This window comes from Enterococcus sp. AZ129 (genome assembly GCF_051714505.1).
Taxonomy (GTDB): Bacteria; Bacillota; Bacilli; order Lactobacillales; family Enterococcaceae; genus Enterococcus; species Enterococcus faecalis.
Window position 1 is genome coordinate 1,911,935 of record NZ_JBIORY010000001.1, and the last position, 19,731, is coordinate 1,931,665.

The window sequence follows — 19,731 nt, forward strand, 5'->3', positions numbered from 1 at the left end:
AATGCCTCAGCCTCCTGTGATTATTTTTGAGATTGGATATATTCGTCTAATTGTGTTTGCATTTCTTTTTGAACTTTATCCCAGCCAGCTGTTTTTAGGTCATCCATTAATTTTGGAAGTGTTTCTTCTGGATCAACAGTTCCTGTATTTAAGCTTGCTGCGTAACGATTCATAACTGTAGCAACGTTAGTGATTTCAGTTTTCACTTTATCATTTACAAAAGTAAAACCAAGAATTGGTGAATCTTTTGCTTCTTCGATGCTCTTATCACGTTCTTTAACCATTTCTTCAGTGACAGATTCTTCTGGCCAAATGATTAAGTTGTTTCCTGTGTTCCAAGCACTCAAATGAGTTGTTGGTGTGTAATCTTTCAATAATTTCACGCGATCATCGCCAACTTTTTCATATTGTTTGCCTTCTTCACCATAAACAAGTCCGTTTAACAATTCTGGATTGCTGTTTAATAAACCTAACAATTCAACAGCTTTTTCTTTGTTTTTAGACGTGTTTGCAACAACATAGTTAGCCATTTGCGCTTGTGATGTTGTTTTTAATGGTTCTGTTAGTGGACGAGAAACAAGTGGTTTGCCAGCAGCTTGTGTTAAGATTGTATCACCATAATCCATAGGTCCTTGTGTTTCTTGACGCATGAACCAAGTATTGGTATTTAAGTCATATGGTGTTGTACTTGTAGCAGCATCTGTTGGAATCAAGCCATCTTTATACCATTGATGTAAGACTTTTAAGTTATTAATCATGTCTTTGTCGGCATATTGGTTAATAATTTTTGGTGAGCCAGTATCAGTTGTTTTTACTGCAAATGGATATTGGTTACCAATAGGGAAGTCATAATTACCTGTTGCAAAGAATGTTTGGCCGATAGCAAAAGCAGCAATATTTGGTTCTTTTTTATGGAATTCTTTTAGAACTTCCGTTGCACTTTCATAACTACCATCGACTTTACTAATATCTAAATTGTATTTATCGACATATTCTTTATTAAAAGTTAAAACTTGTTGACCGTAAGAGTTACCTAAAATTGGGAACGCATACAGTTTTCCATTGATCGTATTTCCTTTAATATAGTTATCTGGTAATTGATCATAGGCTTCTTTCGCATATTTAGGTGCTAAATCAGTTAAATCAGCATAGGCGCCTTTTTGTGCATTCGTTGCATAATTTTGTGCTAATGAAATATCATAGCTTTCACCAGAAGCAACGATTGTTGACATTTTTTGGTCCCAATCGCCCCAACCAACAAATTCCATTTTTAATTTTGCCCCAATTTTTTTCTCGATAATTTTATTCGCATTATCGATTAATTGGTCATAATTATCTGGTTTGTCCCCAACACGATACATTAATAACGTTGGTGTACTATCATCACCTTTTGACGCTGCATCTTTTGAAGATTTACCGCACGCGCTTAATCCTACAGCTAAAGCTGCTGCGCCAGCTACGGCTAATCCTTTTTGCCATTTTTTCATTCCTTATTTCCTCCTGTACAATTTTATTCTTTCACGCCGCCGATTGTTAAACCACCCACGAAATATTTTTGGAAGAATGGGTAAGTTAACGCAATTGGTAACGTAGATAAGACAACAATCGCCATTCGAGCCGATTCACTTGGTAGAACGCCTAATCCTTCTTGTGCTGCTGCACCCATATCCGTACTTCTTGATAAGAACTCTAAGTTGTTTTGAATTTTCATCAATAAATACTGTAATGGTACCAAGGTATCTTTTTGAATGTAAAGTAACGCATTGAACCAATCGTTCCAATAACCCAAAGCCGCAAACAAACTAATTGTGGCAATCCCTGGAACGGCTAGTGGTAACACAATGCTGACAAAAATGCGCATTTCACTTGCGCCATCAATACGTGCCGATTCAATAATACTGTCAGGCACGGTTTTCTTGAAAAACGTTCGCATCACTAAAATATTAAATGGTCCTAAAGCTAAAGGCAAAATTAACGCCCAAATTGTATCTTTCAATTGCAATAAGTTTGTCATTACTAAATAGTTCGCAACCATCCCTGGTGAAAATAACATTGTAATTAACGCAAACAATGTAAAGAATTTTTTAAATGGAAAGTTGGAACGAGAAATGACATAGGCATATAATGACGTCATTGTTGCATTGACAATCGTCCCTGTCACCGTAATGAAGACCGTTACCCCTAAGGCATGAATAATGCGTTGACTCATTGCCCCTTGGAAAATGTAACGATAGGCCTCCAATGAAAATTCTTTTGGCCAAAACCGGTAGCCGTTTGCTGCTAATGATCCTTCACTTGTCAATGAAATCATAATAACAAAGAAAAACGGAACCACACAGGAAATAGCAAAAATCGCAATGACAATATTGAAAATCAAATTCGCTGTCGGGTTGAAGGATCGAACGTTAACGCTAGTGACTTTTTTCTTTTTCATAATCCTTCCTCCTAAAATAGTGCTGAATCTGGTTCAATTCGACGAACAACTAAATTCGCAATTAATAACAAACATGCCCCAACGACAGATTGATATAACGCTGCAGCTGCCGTCATGCCTACATCACCAGTAGCCGTTAAGCCATTGTAAATATAGGTATCTAACACACTTGTCACGTTGTAAAGCGCACCTGAGTTTCTTGGTACGATGTAGAACAAACCAAAGTCTGCTCTGAAGATACCGCCGATGTTTAAAATTAATAAAACAGACATCATTGGTAAAATTTGTGGAATCGTAACATTTTTTATTTGTTGCCATTTGTTGGCACCATCTACCATCGCTGCTTCATAGTATGTCGGATCAATCCCCATCACAGAAGCATAGTAGATAATACTGTTGTAGCCTAGACTCTTCCAAACATTTAGGAAGACAAAAATTACTGGCCACCAACGTGGATCTGCATACCAGTTAATCATTGTGCCGCCATTACCAGTAATCCATTGATTCAAAATCCCTTTATCTGGACTTAAAAAGGCATAAACAAAATAGTTAATAACCATCCAAGATAAGAAATATGGTAGCAATGACATCGTGTGATAAACTTTAACCAAGCGACGATTTCTTAATTCACTCATAATAATAGCAAAAGCAATCGCGAAGAATAAGTTAAAGGCTAAAAAGACGACATTGTACAAAATGGTGTTTCTAGTAATTAACCAAGCATCTTTTGACGCAAATAAAAATTTAAAGTTTTCAAAACCAACCCAAGGACTTTCTCTTAGACTAGCTAAGAAACCATCTGGTGAAATATGAAAATCTTTAAATGCGACCACATTGGCTAAGACTGGTATATAGAAGAAAAATATAAACCAGATAAATCCTGGTAACGCCATAAGGATTAAGGCCTTATAACGCCATACATTTTGAAAAAACCCGTTTTTCTTCTTCATTCGTTTCGCTCCTTTCATAAATATAATAGCGTTTTCATAATATCTTTTTAAGGAACAAATTATAGGATTTGAGAAACAAATTATAGATTTTGTGTCATTTTAAGGTAAAAATTTACCGAAATGACTGTTCTTTGTGAAAACGTTTATCTGATATTTTTTTTACAACTGTTTAAGAACCTTAAAAACAATTGGCTAAACCTCACTCATAAAGCGGTTTCGCTTGTGCGTATTTGTTGTATAAAAGCTGAGAACTTGTTATTTTCACAAAGGATATTATCTAATTATTTTTGAGGAGGACTATTTTTGAATTTTATCCGTAAAAACACTAGAGCAATTAGTTTAATTGTGGTATATTTTTTCACAGTTTTAATGCAAGCTGGTTCTTTATTATTATTAGCTATTTCACTACTATTTTTCTATTTGCCTTTATGCACACACAATATGTTGGATTTCTTGTTATAAATCAAAAAGAGTTGACGACATAGGTCATTTTGACTTATGTCGTCAACTCTTAAATTTTCAGCTAATTAGTCGTTCTAAAACAATCGATTTTGTTTACTCCTCTTTTTCTTTGTTTCTCTTTATAACATAGAGAATTAATACAATTAAGATCAGTCCTACACCCAGATACGCAAATATTTTTTGGACTTTTTCTCCTGTTTTTGGTAAATAGGATGATTTAGACGTTTCTTTCTTGTTTATGGCAATTTCATTTTTACTATTTTTTGTAGGTTTGTTCTGGTCTGTAACAACTTTTTTTGTTTCCTTTTTATTTTTCGCTGGTTCTTCAGGCGTAATGGGCACTTCTGGTTCTTCTGGTGGATTGATGCCATCACCTACTTTGGCTTTGTTGAGAATTATTTCGCCTGCCTTGGCTTCTTCATTAACGATCACTTTAAAACGAATACTCCGTTCTTTCATATCGGTGATACTTGGGTATTCCGCTGTGATTGTGCCATTGGCTTCTTTCAAGCTGGTTGGTTTTGGTTCATCACCAACACTTGTTAGGCTATCTTTGACATACGTTAGTCCTTTGGGTAGTTGGTCTGTGATAACTACTTTGTTTAGGACGCCGTTTTCGACAGTGTTGCGGAAGCTAATGGTGTACTCGATAGTTTCGCCTAGTTTTGGTTTGGCGTTATTAACGGTTTTTGTTGCGGTTAGTTTGCCTGCGTTCGTTTCTGGTACCACAGGCACCTCTGGTTCTTCTGGTGGATTGACTGTGTCATCTACTTTGGCTCTGTTGAGAATTGTTTCGCCTGCTTTGGCTTTTTCGTTAACGATCACTTTGAAGCGAATACTCCGTTCTTTCATATCGGTGATACTTGGGTATTCCGCTGTGATTGTGCCGTTAGCTTCTTTCAAGCTGGTTGGTTTTGGTTCATCACCAACACTTGTTAGGCTATCTTTGACATACGTTAGTCCTTTGGGTAGTTGGTCTGTGATAACTACTTTGTTTAGGACGCCGTTTTCGACAGTGTTGCGGAAGCTAATGGTGTACTCGATAGTTTCGCCTAGTTTTGGTTTGGCGTTATTAACGGTTTTTGTAGCGGTTAGTTTGCCTGCGTTCGTTTCTGGTACCACAGGCACCTCTGGTTCTTCTGGTGGATTAACTGTGTCATCTACTTTGGCTTTGTTGAGAATTGTTTCGCCTGCCTTGGCTTCTTCGTTAACGATCACTTTGAAACGAATACTCCGCTCTTTTGTATCGGTGATACTTGGGTATTCCGCTGTGATTGTGCCGTTGGCTTCTTTCAAGCTGGTTGGTTTTGGTTCATCACCGACACTTGTTAGGCTATCTTTGACATACGTCAGTCCTTTTGGTAGTTGGTCTGTGATAACTACTTTGTTTAGGACGCCGTTTTCGATGGTGTTGCGGAAACTGATTGTGTACTCGATTGCTTCCCCTAGTTTTGGTTTAGCGTTATTAACGGTTTTGGTAGCGGCTAGTTTGCCTTCTTTTACTCGAGGTGTGATTGGTTCTTCGGGTGTAATGGGCACCTCTGGTTCTTCGGGCGGATTAACTGTGTCATCTACTTTGGCTTTGTTGAGAATTGTTTCGCCCGCTTTCGCTTCTTCGTTAACGATCACTTTGAAACGAATACTCCGTTCTTTCATATCGGTGATACTTGGGTATTCCGCTGTGATTGTGCCGTTGGCTTCTTTCAAGCTGGTTGGTTTTGGTTCATCACCAACACTTGTTAGGCTATCTTTGACATATGTCAGTCCTTTTGGTAGTTGGTCTGTGATAACCACTTTGTTTAAGACGCCATTTTCGACAGTGTTGCGGAAGCTAATGGTGTACTCGATAGTTTCGCCTAGTTTTGGTTTAGCGTTATTAACGGTTTTTGTTGCGGTTAATTTGCCAGTTACTTGTTCGTCCGCAATTTTTGCTTCTACTATATTAGAAGTTTCGTTGACTTTTGCAGATGTTAAAATATCTACTGCCTCAATGGTTGCGCTATTAGGCACTAATTCATTTGCTTTTGCTCGTTCATTTATCCGCGCTTTAAATTCGTAAATTGTTTCAGCTGTATCAGCTTTGTAGCTACCTCCTTGTGTAGCAGTTGCACCATTGCCGACACGGACTATAATTTGTTTATTGGTTTCATCATATTCAGCTTGATCATCGCCTGAAGCATCCGTTTTTTCACCAGAATTTGGTCCACTAATAATTTTTAAAGAGCCTGGCAAATAATTTAAGCGACCATCTAGTGCATCCTTCGAGACTGAATTTATCGCTTCTGAATCAGCTTTTGTATTTTTTAGTGAGACACGATACGTGATCGTTTCACCAACTTTGTAAGTTTCTTTTGGTTCCACAATTTCTTTCTTAATTTCAAATTCAGGCGTTTCTGCGTTTACAGCAAAACCAATCGCATTCGTAGAATAATCGTCACCACTACTTGTTGTTCTAAAATTAATTTGGTTTTGTCCAACATTTAAAACACCTTCGGGAATTGCCATACGATCGATATCAATATCTAAAAAATTAGGATGATCCGGCGCAAATTTTCCTGGATACTTATCTACCATATGTTCATCGTTATCTGTCACAGTTGCGTTCATAGCATTGTTAACTGGATTGAGCGTGTTCGAAATATTTACCCAAGTTCCTGCGCTATTTTTAATTTGTGCGTTGTCTCCAGTCCAGTATTTATCTCCTTGAACAGTAAACCAGGTCACAATTGGATCAAGATTTCCTTGTTTTGCTGTTAAAAAGTTGCTCATAGTAAATTCATTATTAGTTCCAGCAGCATTGCCACGTGCTCCATAGTAAATACTAAAAGCTCTTGACTTACTTGCCTGATCCTTTGTAACAACAAACAAACTCCAACCACTAAAGTTATAATATTGATATTGACCATTTAAACTACTTGTCATAGGAATATCTGCCAACGTATAACTCCCTGTCGCACTTTTATCCCCTTGTAAAATTGAAGTTACATCTGCATAATTAGAAAATCCAGTGTTATTGTACCCGAAACGTTGTCCTGGGTTTGTTGCATCTTGATCGATACGATGGTACCTTTGGGGCGAAACACGCTGTACGGTTCCATTTGGTGTTGTAAATTGAACTGGTGCACTAATTTCTTCATCAGAAAGATTTGTTCCGTAAGCAGGGCCTTTATATCTAGATGCACTCCAAAATAAGCCCGCCCAAGCAATCTCTTTTGCACCATTTAAATCAATATAAGCCCGACTAGAGTTATACGTATTTGGATCATTGTCAACATCTGCAAATTCTAAAGGAAAATTGTTAATTGCATAACCACTACTTGCTCCTCGTGTGTTTAAAAATGTTTGCGCAGCCGCCGTATTTTCATTCTCAATTTTTAAGTTGGTATTTCCCGTTGAAAAAAGTTCTCCTTTATGAACGCTTTGATAAATCGGCGTATTAAACCCCCGACCAGGTGTTGGTGGCACTAACGGACCAGTAGGTTGCGCCTTTAATGGAGGTTGCTCAGGACTTTCGGTAGCCTGCGTTAGTGCTGTCTCTTGAATACTTTCTGTCGCCTTTCCTGCTTCAGGCTTTGTTTCGTTACTAGTAGTTGCGGTCATTTCATTTGTAGAAGAGACTGTTTCGTTTGCCTGATTTTCTACTTTTGTTTCTGAAGTTTCCTGTTTTTCCTTCGAAACCGACTCTTTATCTGCTAGTATATCTTTACTAGGTAAATCAATTACTAGTGTTCCTTTTTCATTATCTTCTATTAGTACGCTGACCAATAACTTGCTCGACGCTTTTGTAGTTATTTGCCCATTTATGGTAATCTTTCTTGTCGAATTTGGTTGAAGGTTAAGCAGTTTAATATCGGTTGTTTGATCTTTCTCATTTGTTTCAACCTTTGCTTGTTCTTCTAAAGACGTAGGTCCTCGCTCTTCACTTAAAGTATCTAAAACAAATTTGATTGGACTATCATTGATATTTTTTTGTTTTAAAATGAGATCTTTGATTGGTACATCTCGCGTATTTGTTACTTCGTAAGTGACCGTTTTAATATCTTCTTGAGACGATGTATCTTCTATTTTCCCTATTACTTTGAGCCCGTCTTTTTCAACAGTCTTCTCAGCATCACTTGTTACTTCTTGAGCAAATGCGTTCATCATTGGTAACAAATTTAAAATAAACAGCATGGTAATCATAAGGTAACTCACAAAATTTTTAACTGCTTTATTCATTTACATTCTCCTTCGTTCTTTTCATTTACTTAAACAAATCATCTTCAAACAACTTTTACAATTACTAATTGTTTCTCAACATCCACCTCCATAAAATACTTTTCAACCTTCAATTCTTTCTTTATTTAGCTACAACAACTTTTTTTAACGTACGATTTTCCGTTTCTCCTTATAATCAAAAAGTAACACATTATATTAGCTAAAAAAAGAAAAAACCCGATATTTCAACAAAAAATCGTGAATTAAATAACACGTTTTATATGAAGCAAATATATTGACTTTCCCTAAAAAAATACAAACATAGGTAAGTTCTAGCTTTAAGAGTAATTTTTTTATTGTTTTCCCTTTAATAACATTCGTTCTAAATTGTTTTAAAAACTAAAACTTTTTTCATGTAATTTTCATTACATTTACCAAAAAAAGAAACTAGCTTAGCTACATTTGCTATTGCTAGTTCCTTTTTTTAATTGTTTTACTTTTCCCCTAAAATTTCAATCCAACCATAATAATATTCAATATATTGATTTTCCTCTTCTAGTTGTGTCAAGATATGTTCCCCGACAACGATGCCTGTTTCAAATCCTTGTTTTGCTAAACGCTTTTTTACTTCTTCGATATTATTCAAACGGGTATCTTGTGTATTGACTTTTAAAATAAAGCCTTTGTATTGGCTACTTGATTCTTTGAGCCAAATCACTTTATCTAAACTTTTTTTATTCACATGATTTGCCAAACAAATCCCATACGTCAGTTCATTGGATTCACTTAAATCCCCGTAAATACCTAAAGTTGAAATGTGTTCCATGTAAACTTTCATCTCTTCTGGATCCTCAATATCAACAACAACAATTTTATCAAAAGGAATTGGTTCATCTGAAAAAACCAATGTTTCTAAATCAATTAACGCATGTAAATGTAATTTTCTTTTCTTGATTTCTTTGTATTTATGTTGAAGCCTTTTTATTTCTTGCCCCAGTTGTTCTTCTGTTGCTTCCATGGTGGCATAGAGATCGGTAGGTGTCTTTTTATATAAATTCAACATATCTTTGATAGGAATCCCCATTTTTCGATAAAAATCAATATCATATATTTTGAACAAATCTTCTAAATCAAAGGTTCGATATCCGTTTTCTTCATTGCGTGTTGTACTAATCAACCCTTGCTCGTCCCAATAACGAATCGTGGACTTAGGGATATTTAACAACTCAGAAACATCTTTTATTGTGTAATTTTTTTCCATATTGTTCCCTCCATCAAAAAGTTTAGCATTTCTACTGTTGACATTCAAGTTACTTGAACGTGTACAATGACTCTTTGTAACAGCTAAAACGGTATTGTTTAAGGAGGAAATTTCATGAAATTAATGAAAGAGTTTATTAAAGAAAATAAATGGATTGTTCTTGCGACAACTTTAACCATCTGTTTGCAAATCGCAGGAACCCTTGGCGTCCCTAAATTAGTTGGCAAGTTGATTGATGTGGGCATCGTTAGCGGTGACCAACAAGTAATTAAAACGATTGGCATACAAATGTTTCTTGTGGCATTCATTGGAACAATTGCCGCAATTATTTCTAGCTATTTGTCTGCTTTAGTAGCTGCTAAATTTGGTTTTCAAGTTAGAGGATTGTTCTTTAAAAAATTTCAACAATTCTCGATGAAAAATGTTGATAAATTTGGTTCAAATTCTTTGCTAACTAGAATGACCAACGATGTAGATAATGTTCAAACAATGATTGTGCTGTTTTGCCAATTAATCTTTCCAGCGCCTATTATTAGTTTATTTGCCTTAGTGATGACATTTTCTTATTCAGTTTCACTCGCTTGGGTAACATTGGCTTCCATCGTATTTTACTTAGTCGTTGTTTATTTTTTAATGAAAAAAGGTACCCCTTTATCTTTAAAAATTCAACCAAAAATGGATCGAATTACTACGACTTTACGAGAGTTCTTTACTGGAATTAATATGATTCGTGCGTTCAATAATCAAGACTTTGAAGAGCAGCGAACCAATCAAACATTTAAAAATTATGCTGAACGCATGAGTAAAGTGAATCAAATCTTTGCTTGGATTACTCCCGTTGCCTTTTTATTAATGGGCGTTGTGTACGCCTCTATTTTGTGGTTTGGCGGTAATTTAGTTGCAGTAGGCACCCTACAAATTGGCACCGTTACAGCTGTGATTGAATATACGCTTCTAACTTTGGCCTACTTAATGATTGCGGCTATGGTATTAGTTGTCATTCCACGGTCCGTTGCTTCCTTGAATCGCTTGCAAGAAGTTTTGTCAGAAGAAATTGAAATTAGCGATCCTCACACTGAAGCAACCATTGCTTATCATCCTGAGAAAGCCTTGATTTGCTTCGATCACGTCACGTTTCAATACACAGAAACAGCTGATCCTGTTTTAGAAAATGTTAGTTTTGTTATTCCTAAAGGAAAAACAACGGCGATTGTTGGTGCAACTGGCGCTGGTAAAAGTACTTTAGTTAAGTTACTTTTACGAATAAATGAGGTCACAGCCGGCACGATTAGCTATTCTGGCACAGATATCCGCTCATTATCTCAGCAAACGATTCGTAAAGTCATCAGTTATGTGCCACAAAAAGCCTTTCTTTTCAGTGGGACAATCTTATCAAACTTATTAATGGGAAATGCCAAAGCAACTACAGAAGAAATAAGAACGGCACTAGAAATTTCACAATCTTCTGAATTTATCGATTCCTTACCACAAGGGATTGAAAGTTTCGTAGCACAAGGCGGGTCCAACTATTCTGGTGGTCAAAAACAAAGAATGTGTATTGCACGAGCCTTAATCAAACCGGCAGACGTTTATATTTTCGATGATAGCTTTTCCGCATTAGATTACAAAACTGACGCTGCTCTACGTGCCGCTTTACATGCACAAATGTCGGACAAAACTTTACTCATTGTTGCTCAACGGTTAAGTACAATCATGAACGCTGACAATATTATCGTCCTAGATGAAGGAAGGATTGTTGGTCAAGGCACCCACGCTGATTTACTTACCACTAATAGCTATTACCAAGACTTTGCTAAATCGCAAGGTATCTTACCCAAGTAATTAAAGAAAGGATGTGACTGCTTGAAAGAAAGTTTTCTTTTCAAGCCATACAATGAAAAAAACAATGAATCTTCAAAGCTTTAAACGTTTCTGGAAAATGATTAAACCTGAGCATCCAATCTTTTATGGTCTAATGATCTGCAGTTTAATTGGAAACTTATTAATTGTTGCCATGACCTATATTATGGCAATCGGGATTGATAACCTCTTAGAAGCTATCAAGCGTGTCGGGCTCAAAGGTATGACACTTCCTTTAGTTGAAGAAGCGCTCTTAGGTCCCGTCTTACTTTTAATTCTCTTTTCAATCATTAGTAGTATCACTTCTTTTATTCAGGAACGAGCAATGGCTTCTTTAAGCGAACGGGTTACTTTAAGAATTAGAAAAGAAGTGACAAAAAAGTTTAAAACTTTACCAATGGCCTTCTTTGACAATCACCAAGTGGGCGATATCATTAGTCGTTCAACAACTGGCTTAAACCAATTGTCACAAGTTCTTTTAACAGGCATCAACCAATTTTTCACTTCCGTCGTGACTATCCTTTTTGCAGGAATCATGTTGTTCTACATTGATGCAAAATTAACCATTTTAGTGTTGCTGCTAATTGGCGGCAGTACTTTCATGACGACAAAAATAGCGAATAAAAACAAGGTGTTTGCTGATCAAAGTCAAGCTGAATTAGGTCAATTAAATAATAAGATGGAAGAATATTTAGCAGGAAATTTGGTCACAAAAACCTTTAATCAACAGCAAAATGCTGAAAAAACAATTGATGCTGTTAATCAACAACATTATCGTGCCTTTAAAAAAGCACAGTTTCTAAATTTTGCGATTTATCCAGCTATTCGTTTTATTAATCAGTTGGCTTTTATTATTAGTGCTATCTTAGGCGCAATGCTCGTTTTATCTGGTGGTATTACGATTGGTTTCTTGCAAGCGTATTTGCAATATATCAACCAAATTTCTGAGCCGATTTCTACCGCTTCTTATGTCATTAACTCAATTCAAGCAGCGATGGCTTCCATTGATCGGATTTTTGTTATCTTAGATGAAGCTGATGAACAGCCAGAAGCAACTCATTTAGAAACTATTTCTTCTCCTAAAGGAGCCATTGAATTTAAAAATGTTCAATTTGGCTACACACCAGAAAAAATTTTAATGAAGAATGTTGATTTTTCTGTTCAACCGAAAAAAACAGTGGCCATTGTGGGACCCACCGGCGCTGGTAAAACAACATTAGTCAACTTATTGATGCGTTTCTATGAAATAAATCAAGGCGCCATTACTTTTGATGGGATTGATATTACGAAACTTTCTCGACAAAATCTAAGAAATTTATTTGGCATGGTATTACAAAACACTTGGCTATTTGAAGGAACCGTAGCAGATAATATTGCCTATGGAAAAAAAGACGCTTCTCGTGAAGAAATAATTGAAGCGGCTAAAATTGCTCAATGTGATCATTTTATTCGGACCCTTCCTCAAGGATATGACACAATTATTTCTAGCGAAAATGGTGCATTATCACAAGGGCAACAACAGTTATTAACCATCGCCCGAATCATTTTAGCAAATCCGCCCGTTGTTATTCTCGATGAAGCAACTTCGAGTGTGGACACACGAACAGAAGCCCATATTCAAAAAGCGATGGAAACTGTCACAGAAAATCGAACAAGCTTCGTTATCGCTCATCGATTATCCACGATTGAAAATGCTGATTTAATTTTAGTGATGAAAAATGGCGATATTATTGAAAAAGGAACGCATCAGGAACTATTACAAGCTCCGACTCTTTACGCCAGCTTATATAATAGTCAATTTCAAACCACTTAAAAAGAACTGGAACAAGTCATTCTTCTTTTGACTCGTTCCAGTTCTTTTATTGCTTAGAAATATTGAATTCCCATTGCTTTTTTGACTTCTGTTAAGGTTTGTGCTGCCACTTTTTCAGCAGCAAGACTTCCTTTATGCAACATTTCCATAATTGCTTCTGGATTTTTAGCCAGCTCTTCACGACGTCGACGAATCGGTGCGAGTTCTTCTTCTAGGACATCAATTAAGTAACGTTTAATTTTCACATCTCCTAAACCGCCATGGCGATAGTGCTCTTTTAATTCTTCAATATATTCTTTATTTTTCCCAAAAACATCCAAGTAAGTAAAGACCATATTTCCTTCAACTTGTCCTGGGTCCTCTATACGAATATGATTTGGATCGGTATACATACTCATTACTTTTTTCTGTACCACTTCAGCTGGATCTGAAAGATAAATACCATTGCCTAAAGACTTACTCATTTTTCCGTTGCCATCAATTCCTGGCAAGCGTCCCATGCCTTTTGGTGGTAACACAGCTTCCGGTCTAACTAAAACTTCACCGTACGTCTGATTAAAACTATGCACAATTTCTTGCGCTTGTTCCAACATTGGTTTTTGGTCTTCCCCAACTGGGACTAAGTTCGCTTGAAAGGCAGTAATATCAGCAGCTTGTGAAACGGGATAAATAAAGAATCCTGTCGGAACACCTTCCCCAAATTTTTTTTGCTCAATTTCTGCTTTGACCGTTGGATTCCGACGTACACGTGACGTGGTCACTAAATTTAGATAGTACATTGTTAATTCAGCTAACTGTGGAATTTGCGATTGGATAAAAATTGTTGTTTTCGTAGGGTCTAAACCAACTGCTAAATAGTCCAAAGCAACTTCTAAAACATTGGCTGAAACTTTTTCGGGATTTTTTGCATTATCTGTCAATGCTTGTAAATCTGCAATCATGACAAATAATTGATTTGTAGGGTCTGCTTGCATTTCTACTCGTTTTTTTAAGGAACCTACGTAATGTCCTAGGTGCAATTTACCAGTTGGACGATCACCTGTTAAGATAGTATTCATTGTCTACACACCTTTATCGTTTACTTTCATTTATTATTTTACCTTGTTTTAAAAAGAATGAATAGTAGGCAATAGAATATTTATTGATTCTAGATAATCGAAGAGACTAGAAAGATTGCAAGCTACAGCAATTCTTGTTCCAGTCTCTTCAAACAGTTTATTTATTTTGTGACTTTAATTGAAAATTGTGCAGTTACTACCGGTAAAACTTTGCTTGTTACTTTGATTTGATAATTTCCTGCGGCAGTCGTTGCTTCTGTCCTAATCAGACCGTTTTCATCTACACTTACTGTATTGCCAGCATCTGGTGTAACCAACTCATACGTGACTTGCGAGCTCCAAGCATCCGTTTCTGTGTGCGGCGCTTGACCAATCACTTTAGATTGAATTTGATAATTTTCGCCTGATTTTATAGTGGCTGTTTCTGTAGCAAATTGAATTCTTTCAGGAATCGCATGAGTTTGCACGACTTGGAAGATTTTTCGTTCATCAGGATTCGCAATTCCTATTTTTTCTTCTACTGCAGCAGGGAACTGGTAAGTACCTGGCGGGCTACTTGGCGAATAATTACTAACATCGTCATCCCAAGAAATAACCTTCAATTTCGTTTCGCTACCATCATCTAATTTTGCAATTACTTCAGTTGGCAAATTCAGTTCGCCTCGCGAGGTGCCTGTTAGTCGATCCAGCGTAGGCAATTCCTTGAATCCAACAATATGTTTAGCGGTGACTTTTACATTGGCAATAATTGGTATTGAGACACCTGCTGCTCGTCCTACAACAGTGAATGTTCCTTCTTTTTGATAAGAAGATGCTGGAACTTCTGACCAATTGACAGTCACTTCTCGTTGTGAACCATCCGAATAAAAAATAGTTGTTTTTTCTGGTAGATTAGGGGCTTGACCCGCTTCTGTCGTGACCTCAATCGACTCATGTTTGACTTCGAAAACATTCGATAAAACAATTTTAGGAGCTAAACTATCCTCTGTTAGCTGTTGACCAGTTGGCAAGGTCAATTTGCCTGCTAAAAAGTCTTGATAGGCCTTTTGTGCGCCTTCTTTTGAAAAAGCATCAAACCCAGCATTATCAGAATCATAACCAGGCAAACGACTGTCTGTAATCGCTAATAAGAAACTTAACTTGGCTGGAATTTTCTCACCACTTTGAATTAGCTTTCGTAGATAGTTACTAATATCAATAGAGATTGTATTTTGATTATTCATAATTGAACTATTTGTAAAAGATTGTCGAGCAATAAATTCTTCATTTGGTACATTTAAATTATTTGGACCATTGTTCCAAGTAATGGTGTTACTCATCCAATTAGTATCTGTTCCATAAACATCTACTTGGAACTGCGTATTTTTCAAACGTTCATCATTTGTATTTCCAGCACCATTCCACGCATCATAACGCATCACATTTAGTTCTAAATTGGCACTTTTTAGTGATTGATAGTTCTTCAATTCTTGTGTATCAATTTCAACGTAAATCCGGCGATTATACCCCGCAGAACTAGCATTTTTTAATTTTAATGCGTAATTGCCCGTATAGTTTACTCCATAAGGATATTTATAGGCGTCTCCTGAACTAATGGCAGCGGTACCGCCTGCTATAGCAGAGTATGCTCGGTTACCATCACTCTTTTGAACATAGGCAGTTTGAGCTGTTTTTAGTTTAACGGTGTCTTTTCCTTCACCAAGTTCACCCTCAAAAGAGACCTTGGCTGTTACTTTGACAGCATCTATCGGTAAGCCGATAACTGTTGCTGCAACTTCAACTGTGCCTGCTGTATTAATTTTTTCTTGAGGGATTGCTTCCCATTGTAACTTAAATTCTTTTTTGCCTGTCGCAACCACTTCTTCATTCACGACTTCTTCGTACGTTAATTCAACTTGCTCTGGCAAATTAGGATACACACCTGTTGCCGAACTAATTTCTAACACTTGATTTTGATAACGAATACTTTTTTCAATTGTGGACGCTTGTTGCGCGCCAATATCTAAAACTTTATTTTTCAAGCTATTTCCAAAGAAGTCTTCGGCCGCACTGTTCACTTCCGACAAGCCTTTACCAATCGCTGGCGAGGTTTCTTTTAATTGGAACATTTGCGCTCGCTGACGTAAGCGTTCTTTAGAAGTAAATTCAACCACATTATCTTTTGTTGGTTTCATTGTCGTAAATTCTTGCTCTGCCAACTCTTTCACTTTTTCAGGGTTATCTGTGATTTCTAATTGTGGTTTTTCAAAAATGTTTCCACTTGATACTAATTTTTCAACAGTTGCACCACTTTTTTCTGTAGCAATTTCTTTTGGCCAAATAACATTATTTTTGAAATATTTTTCTGGATTATCGACCATTTTACGTTCAATTGGTTGTGTCCCATTTGTTGGATAATTAGATAAGAATTTTAATTGTCCGGTACCTTCTTTGTATAAAATATTATTGTAAAAATTGGCTACTGTACCACTGTTGTCAGAACTATTTCCTTCACCAAATAATGATGTTGAAATGCCGTCGCCAACATAAATCGTATTATTGTGGATAGTTGGCATTGCCGCTCCATCATTTTTCACCCAATAATGGAAAATGCTTTGTTCTTTATAATTGTAGCCACCAGCTCCGCCTGGATTGTCTTTACCTGTTCCTCGGTTACCACCGCCGTCATTAGCTGAGATATTGTACCGAATAACCGAATTTTTTTGATCAGACATAAGCAATAAAAAGCCGCCAGTATTATGATGTGAATAGTTATATTGATAAATAACATTGTTTGACTGCATGTCCACATCATAAGCTTCAGCATCGTTAAATCCATATTTGATTCCGTATACTTCGTTATATTGGAACAGTCCGTCATCTACAGACATTGCCCAAACGCCCGCGTAATTTTGTGTACCATAATCAGCATTGCACATTCGGACAGCAACATTTCCTTCGACGACACCGCCACTTTTGGCTTCTGACAAGACAATCCCGTCGCCAGCAATATCTTCTAAATAGTTATTACGAATCGTAATATTAGAAAACGTTTTGTAGAAAGTGTTGCCTCTTGAGGTATCTGAATCAGCTTTTGTTCGAATTCCTTCAAGTCCCACTCGTTGAATCACATTATTTTCAATCAAAATATCATTAAATCCAGTCGTTGTTCGATGATCATTGGCTGCCGTTACTACATTGCCATTCTCATCAAACCAACTTCCTAAAACAATAATTCCACCTACCGCTTTTAATCGTTTGGTTGCAGTATTCCCACTTAGATTCAAATAATATTCTGTTTGAACATCATGAACATAGTTATTCCTTATCGTGACACTATTGAACGTTCGATTTTGTTCATATCCTAGTACTAATATCCCCGCTCTTTGAGCATCTCCTGGTTTCTTATAGCCTTCGAGATTATCAAGCTCTGGTGTATTTGTCACTTCTAAGTTTGAAATATCCCAATATTCTTGGTTCACTAACTGCACGGCCCCTGAGATTGCACGTTTGAAAGTCCCTGTGCTGTAGGTGCCACCACCATTAATAATCGGACGCCGTGTTGTTTCAAAAATGGTTTCTCCTTTGTCATTCGTATCATAAAAATCAATGACAATCTTTTGTGCCGCTGTCCCATTCCCTTTTGGATGCAACAATTGGTTATTCCAGGTACTTTGCGCATTCAGCAGAAGATGGTCGCCTGGCTGAAACTCCGTCTGATTTACTTTTTCAAAATCACGCCAAGCACTGGCTGGAGACTGCCCATCATTGGCATTATTTCCTCCTTCCCCATCCACATAGTAGGTCGTCCCATTTTGAGCGACACCTACTGAACGAAAAAGTAACGGTTGATCACTCACTGTTTCCCCATAAGCAGGAAGACTAAATAATTGAAGCTGGGAAAAAACAAGCAAAATAGAAAGGAAAATGGTTACACTTTTAAAATACGCTTTTTTTTTCATTTTCTGCTCCTTAACTGTTTTTATTTTGATAATTTTGGAAAAACTTTTCTCTGTCTTTCTCCAACAAGTCTACTTTGGTTGCTTGTTGATACGTAGCTAATTTCTCTTTGTAGCATGTGTTGATATAGGCATTTTTGCCAAATTGTGGTGCTTCTTCAAACTGTAAAAGTTGCCCTCCTTCCTTATTAAAAATATAAAAGTATTGGTTTTCGTGGTATCCTTTCACCACGGTACCAACAGCTTTTTCACTAAGAATCTCCCCAACAGACAACGAATAAATATCCTCTTTTTGGATTTCTGCACTCTTCAATTGATACGATTCAATAACAAGATTAGGTAATTTATTTTGCCACTCCAATAACGTCTCCTCATAAGATAGATTCGGAGAGATTGCTTCGGCTATTTTTTCTAATTCTGCTTGCTTACCTGAAAAATTTGGAATTTCAATTGCTTCAACAAAGTAATCGGTCTTTTTATATTTATCATCCAATTGCTCAAAGGCCTGCCGCAATTCTTTTTGCGTTGGCTTTTCTTTCGTCATTAATTTCTCTTTTATTTGGTCCTGTAATTGTTGATCTTTTGCATCTAGAAATTGCCAGAGCGTTAAACTGCTCTTTTGGTCTTGCCATTCTTTTTTTTCTTGCCCAAATGTTTGTGAGTGGGCTATTTCTAACTCCGTCGCCAGCTGTTTAATCATTTTATGTTGTACTAAATCCTTCGTTGCAACCTTCAGTAGTTCCTGAGTGGGTGATTTTCCGTTATACGTTTTGCGCCAGAAATTTTTCCCAAACGAAGTTAAATTATTCTGATCAGAGAATTGCTTCGCTACACGATTCATATTTTTATCGCCATAAACAATCAATTCTTCGACTTGGATTGCTTCGTTATTAATCATACTTTGCTGGCTGGTAGTAAAAATAACGAGCACAAAAATAGCACCTATCAAAAAGCTACTTAAAATAATTATTTTTTTCTTCATTCGTTCGCTCCCTCCACTTTAATAAACAAGGCAAGAACAAAATAAGCAACCCCACCTTCATTCATTTTCCTGAAAATCGAGATTACTTATTAGGTAAAAATTATTTATTCTTTTTTTGCTTTTCATGCAATTTCCCAGTATTTAAATAAATAATCCCTAGGAAAAGGACAGGGGTTACAACAAACCCAAACTGTGGCTTCAAAAACATCATTGCAAACATTGAGAATAGTAAAAAAACATTTAGACAGCTGACATACCATTTCCGCAGTCCATAGTAAATTGAAATCCGAAACACATCTTTAAAAGAAGCTTGCGGGTTTCGTACTTGAAAATACCAAGCATTCAGCATAATAGCTAACCCAAAAATTAACAGAAGGACCATCAATGGAATAAACCATTTACCAATCGTTGTTTTGGCAAAAAAGAATATATCTGTCACACTGATGATGCTACTTCCTAAGCCTAGCAAGCTGATAAGAAAGCCTCTTAACCCAAACTGACGAAACTTTTGGAAAAAAGTTTTAAACGGATCCAGCTCCTTTTCTTCTTTAAAAGTATCGATTAAACCTAAAAGTGCAATCATCCCTGCCCCCATCGGCAGCAACGTTACTACAAAAAGTGGGAGGTTTCGTGGATCAATGTCTAAGCTAATCACCGCTATGAAAAAAGGAATGTTCACTAAGAGAAGCCCTAGATTACCGATAAATAAAATGTAAAGCCAGCGAAAAATTTTCATATAGATATTATTATCAAAGGTTTGCTTAGTAAACATTCAA

Annotated in this window: 12 protein-coding genes; 3 read left to right on the plus strand and 9 right to left on the minus strand. The window is 36.6% G+C overall.

Annotated features, from left to right (window positions below):
* Positions 1–20: 20 nt before the first annotated feature.
* Genes IGJ90_RS09465 through IGJ90_RS09475 form a run of 3 tightly spaced genes read right to left on the minus strand, consistent with a single transcriptional unit; the run spans position 21 to position 3,402 of the window.
* Positions 21–1,487, minus strand: coding sequence for an ABC transporter substrate-binding protein (locus IGJ90_RS09465; RefSeq protein WP_002359878.1), 1,467 nt, complete (start codon positions 1,485–1,487; stop codon positions 21–23).
* A 23-nt stretch (positions 1,488–1,510) separates the two neighbouring features.
* Entirely contained in the window at positions 1,511–2,434 is a 924-nt protein-coding gene (locus IGJ90_RS09470; protein WP_002359877.1) for a carbohydrate ABC transporter permease, read from the minus strand.
* Positions 2,435–2,445: 11 nt separating this feature from the next.
* The gene (locus IGJ90_RS09475) at positions 2,446–3,402 is read right to left on the minus strand and encodes an ABC transporter permease (RefSeq protein ID WP_002356852.1); all 957 of its coding nucleotides are present in this window, start codon (positions 3,400–3,402) and stop codon (positions 2,446–2,448) included.
* 285 nt (positions 3,403–3,687) lie between these two features.
* On the opposite strand from IGJ90_RS09475, the gene IGJ90_RS09480 reads away from it, so the two are divergent.
* Complete coding sequence (locus tag IGJ90_RS09480) at positions 3,688–3,846, plus strand: hypothetical protein (protein ID WP_002366970.1); 159 nt, start codon at positions 3,688–3,690, stop codon at positions 3,844–3,846.
* 93 nt (positions 3,847–3,939) lie between these two features.
* Here IGJ90_RS09480 and IGJ90_RS09485 read toward each other — a convergent pair whose 3' ends face one another.
* Positions 3,940–8,064, minus strand: coding sequence for an isopeptide-forming domain-containing fimbrial protein (locus IGJ90_RS09485; RefSeq protein WP_438768031.1), 4,125 nt, complete (start codon positions 8,062–8,064; stop codon positions 3,940–3,942).
* 472 nt (positions 8,065–8,536) lie between these two features.
* Positions 8,537–9,352 carry a MerR family transcriptional regulator gene (locus IGJ90_RS09490; protein WP_002397177.1) on the minus strand — a complete coding sequence of 272 codons (816 nt, stop codon included), beginning with the start codon at positions 9,350–9,352 and terminating at the stop codon, positions 8,537–8,539.
* A 66-nt stretch (positions 9,353–9,418) separates the two neighbouring features.
* On the opposite strand from IGJ90_RS09490, the gene IGJ90_RS09495 reads away from it, so the two are divergent.
* Positions 9,419–11,146 carry an ABC transporter ATP-binding protein gene (locus IGJ90_RS09495; RefSeq protein WP_002366974.1) on the plus strand — a complete coding sequence of 576 codons (1,728 nt, stop codon included), beginning with the start codon at positions 9,419–9,421 and terminating at the stop codon, positions 11,144–11,146.
* Positions 11,147–11,198: 52 nt separating this feature from the next.
* Positions 11,199–12,977, plus strand: coding sequence for an ABC transporter ATP-binding protein (locus IGJ90_RS09500; protein WP_002374418.1), 1,779 nt, complete (start codon positions 11,199–11,201; stop codon positions 12,975–12,977).
* A 53-nt stretch (positions 12,978–13,030) separates the two neighbouring features.
* On the opposite strand, the gene trpS is transcribed toward IGJ90_RS09500, so the two are convergent.
* The 4 genes from trpS to IGJ90_RS09520 form a co-directional block, all read right to left on the minus strand.
* Positions 13,031–14,035 (minus strand): tryptophan--tRNA ligase, encoded by a 1,005-nt coding sequence (gene trpS / locus IGJ90_RS09505; RefSeq protein ID WP_002362895.1) that lies wholly within the window; start codon positions 14,033–14,035, stop codon positions 13,031–13,033.
* Between the two features lie 161 nt (positions 14,036–14,196).
* The gene (locus tag IGJ90_RS09510) at positions 14,197–17,976 is read right to left on the minus strand and encodes an Ig-like domain-containing protein (RefSeq protein WP_025186651.1); all 3,780 of its coding nucleotides are present in this window, start codon (positions 17,974–17,976) and stop codon (positions 14,197–14,199) included.
* Between the two features lie 10 nt (positions 17,977–17,986).
* Positions 17,987–18,955 carry a hypothetical protein gene (locus tag IGJ90_RS09515; RefSeq protein WP_002366976.1) on the minus strand — a complete coding sequence of 323 codons (969 nt, stop codon included), beginning with the start codon at positions 18,953–18,955 and terminating at the stop codon, positions 17,987–17,989.
* Positions 18,956–19,055: 100 nt separating this feature from the next.
* Positions 19,056–19,727 carry a hypothetical protein gene (locus IGJ90_RS09520; RefSeq protein WP_002389950.1) on the minus strand — a complete coding sequence of 224 codons (672 nt, stop codon included), beginning with the start codon at positions 19,725–19,727 and terminating at the stop codon, positions 19,056–19,058.
* Positions 19,728–19,731: the final 4 nt, after the last annotated feature.